4 protein-coding genes are annotated in these 3,060 nt (G+C 53.3%); all 4 read left to right on the top strand.

Going from position 1 to position 3,060, the window contains the following annotated elements:
- The coding region (locus tag NBH15_RS28980; RefSeq protein WP_250824197.1) for a helix-turn-helix domain-containing protein at positions 1-290 on the top strand (290 nt) is incomplete at its 5' end.
- A 214-nt stretch (positions 291-504) separates the two neighbouring features.
- On the top strand, positions 505-1,605 hold the full coding sequence (locus NBH15_RS28975; protein WP_118420478.1) for a DUF3575 domain-containing protein: 1,101 nt from the start codon (positions 505-507) through the stop codon (positions 1,603-1,605).
- Positions 1,606-1,621: 16 nt separating this feature from the next.
- Positions 1,622-2,509 carry a FimB/Mfa2 family fimbrial subunit gene (locus tag NBH15_RS28970; protein ID WP_077153019.1) on the top strand — a complete coding sequence of 296 codons (888 nt, stop codon included), beginning with the start codon at positions 1,622-1,624 and terminating at the stop codon, positions 2,507-2,509.
- A 20-nt stretch (positions 2,510-2,529) separates the two neighbouring features.
- Positions 2,530-3,060, top strand: a 531-nt coding sequence (locus NBH15_RS28965) for a fimbrillin family protein (protein ID WP_250824196.1), incomplete at its 3' end; no start/stop codon positions are given.

The following is a 3,060-nucleotide window of genomic DNA, read 5'->3' as shown; positions in this document are numbered from 1 at the left end:
ACGGCTATGTCCAGCAGGGACTTACCATAAAAGAACTGTCCGAAATACTTCATACGAACCGTACCTATCTTTCCGCTTATATCAAGACTACGTATAAAATGACATTCCGCGAATGGATAACCGGTCTCCGGTTGGAGTATGCGAAAAACATACTGAAGGAGCATCCGGAAATCAATATACAGAAGCTGGCTGAGTCTTCCGGTTTTCTTTCCCGCAGTAACTTTATCAAATCATTTACAGAGAAGGAAGGATGTACGCCTGGCAAGTGGAAAAAAGCAAATCTGGAATAATTTGTGTGGTAAAAAGCCGATGAAAAAGGTCTCAGAAGCTCATTTTCAAAAAGTGCTCAAGCGACAAAAAAGTGCTAATTCGACAAAAAAAAGTGCTCAAACGACAATTTTTATAAAACGCTGTATTTCAACAGAAAAAGTTTTTGTAATATTTTGGGCGCTGAATGGCATTTATTACCTTTGGAGAAGACAAAGATAATAAATTCAAGTTTATATGAGCAGAAAAATCACTTTTCTCACCCTGTTTCTGTGGCTGATGACGGTAACTTTTCCTGTCATTGCGCAGCAGAAAGCAGACACGACCTACACCTTCCGGTTCGTTCCGCAGAAGGACATGTTCTACGTGCCTTGGAATGGCAATGACACGGAACTTGCCCGTCTGCTGGAATGCATCGAGCGCAACAGAACGGACATTCTTGACGGCAGGCTGCCGCTGCTGGTTGACGGCTACTGCAACTCGCTGGGCAGTGAAACCGAGAACCTTGCCACGGCGAAGATCCGTGCCAACCGTGTGAAATCCGAACTGATTATCCGTGCGGAAATCAAGGAAGAAAACTTTATCACCCGCAACCATGCGACAGAGGGAGACTTTGTCACTGTGCGCCTGACGGTACCGGTCAAGGAAACAGCCGTGACGGATGCGGAAGCGGAAGCACGACGCAAGGCGGAAGCCGAACGACTGGAAGCCGAGAAGCGTGCCGAACAGGAACGACTTGCCGAAGAGCAGCGCAAGGCGGAAGAAGCCCGACTTGCCGCTGAAAAGGCAGAAGCCGAGAAAGCCGCTCAACAAAATACACTTGCCGACACGCCGTCGGAAACCAAAATCACAACTGATTATCATCTCTCCCTGCGTGCCAACCTGCTGCGCTGGGCTACCCTGACACCCGACCTTGGCGTGGAATGGCGCATCTGCCCATCGTGGGGCATTGCCGTAAACGGCTCGTGGACTTCATGGACGTGGAGCGACAAGGACCGCCGCTATGCACTCTGGGAAGTGGCTCCGGAAGTGCGTTACTATATGGGTGAGAAGAAAGCCTGGTATCTGGGCGCGCTGTTCAAGGCCGGACAGTTCAACTACAAGCTCTCCGAAACAGGCAAACAGGGCGACCTGATGGGTGGCGGCATCACCGCCGGCCACCAGCTGCGGCTGAACAAGGCACTGGCTCTTGATTTCAACCTCGGTCTGGGCTACCTGAATGCCGACTATGAGAAATATGAGGTCATCGACGGCGTGCGTGTACGCCACGGCAACGAGACAAAAGATTGGTGGGGCCCCATCAATGCCGGTGTGACATTGGTATGGAAGTTATTCTAACACGGAGGAATAGAATATGAAAGCAAAACAATATATAAATATGATGGGAATGGCAGCCGCCGTGCTGCTCTCTTCCTGCGTGAAGGACACGCTTTATGACACGCCGCACCCCGACTACGGGAAGATTGCGGTAACAGCCGACTGGTCGGCCCGCGGTGAGGGTATCGACATACCTGCCACATGGACGGTCACCATGGGCGACTATACGGGTACGGAGACTTCCGCCACCCATGCCCCCGACCATCTGTTTGCTCCGGGCAGCTACACCCTTGCGGTGTGGAACCCGGCTGAAGGAATCACGGTGAACGGCACCACAGCCACCATTGCCGCAGCCACGGGAACCCGGGCAGGCACGGATGCCTTTGTGAACAATGCCCCGGGATGGTTCTTCACCTATACGGAACAGGTGACCATCGAGAAAGACAAGAACTATCCGCTGACCGCTACAATGAAGCAGCAGGTGCGCGAGCTGACGCTTGTCGTCGAACCGACGGGTGATGCCGCTGGACGCATCACGGAGATTGTTGCCCATCTGACGGGTGCAGCCCGAACACTCAATTTCGCTACTGATACCTACGGAGCCGCTTCGAACGTCGTGCTGCCCTTCACCAAGATAACCGAAGGTGACGATGCTGGCAAGTGGAAAGCCACGGTGCGGCTACTGGGTGTGACAGGCACGGAACAACTGCTGACGGGTGAAATCCGCTATGCGGACGGCAACCCGACCCCCACGATGCTGAAAAGCGACCTCACGGAAGCCCTCAAGGAGTTCAATACCAGAAAGGGCGCATCGCTGACCCTCGGCGGAACGCTGGTTGAGACTCCCGAAGGCATGGAAGTGGACGGAGCCGAAATCAACGGCTGGGAAGAAGTGAAAGGTGATGATGTAAATGCCGATTTGTAACTAATATAATGACAGATATAATGAAGACAAGATTTTTTGCACTTGCGACGCTCGTCCTCGCACTGGCAGCCTGCAACAACGACAACGAGAACCTGAACGGTGACCCAGTGGCCGCCCAGTTTACCGCCGACATCGCCCTCGCCACCCGCGCCAGCGGAACCACCTGGGATAACGGCGACCGTATCGGCATCACCGACATCGGCAACGACACCCAGTACGGCAACGTGCCTTTCATCCTGAAAAATGGGAAATTTGAGGCAGAAAAAAAGGTCATCTATATCGAAGATACAAAGACCCATACTTTCCGCGCCTACTATCCGTACAACGCGGCGGGAGGTATCCTCGCAGCCACGACCGATGCCACGGCGCAGCAGAACCAGTCTGCCATTGACTTCCTCTTTGCCACAGGAGCCACGGGAGACAAAAAAAGCCCGGTAGTGAGCTTCACCGACAAAACCGGCAAAGGCGGTGAAGACAACTCCTTCCACCACCGCATGAGCCGGATAACCCTTACCTTCGAGGCGGGCGACGGCGTGGATTTCAGCGTGGTC

It is taken from the genome of Parabacteroides caeci (genome assembly GCF_023656795.1).
In the GTDB taxonomy this organism is placed as follows: domain Bacteria; phylum Bacteroidota; class Bacteroidia; order Bacteroidales; family Tannerellaceae; genus Parabacteroides; species Parabacteroides segnis.
This window is presented reverse-complemented; position numbering and strand designations above follow the sequence as displayed.